We start from the raw sequence: 522 nt of genomic DNA on the forward strand, positions 1-522 counted from the left end.
CTGTTCTATATAGCTTCGTAGGCGGTTAGTGATACGAGCATAAGGTTCCAACCAAGATAGCCGCTCTGTTTTAATGCCGCAGTTACTGCACTTGATGCGTCGGGTTTGAATGGACAGTTCAACGGGAGCTCCTAACAGTGTAGCTTCCTTCACGTTACGCCACTGATACTCATGTATGGCTTGAGCTTTAAGCCCGCACGGACACTTAGCGATAGAATTAGGTTTGAGAGTGAGCTTTATTAATGACGCAGTCTGATGAGACTTTACTATATGAACGCCTTCCCAGAATGAAGATAGGAAAGTATGATTCGACATGAAAACGGTAGTTTGTGTAGGTTTTGTTTGGCGATAAAACTCTATCACTTACTACCGTTTTTGTTTTTAGTTCCCGCTTATCCGCGATGAACCAATAAAAAGGGCAGCCAGTTGGCTACCCTATGGAGTGGTACACCGAATTGAGAGAATCAGTGAATCAAGCCAAGTTCTCTTGCTTCTTCAATGCTTAACCCGCTTTCGCGGATT

General features: G+C 44.1%; 1 pseudogene. It reads right to left on the bottom strand.

The features are described 5' to 3' along the window. A pseudogene (locus R8N47_RS28315) lies at nt 1-315 on the bottom strand (ISL3 family transposase); the annotation flags it as partial. Between the last annotated feature and the right edge of the window lie 207 nt (nt 316-522).

The organism is Vibrio sp. 2132-1, assembly GCF_033344315.1.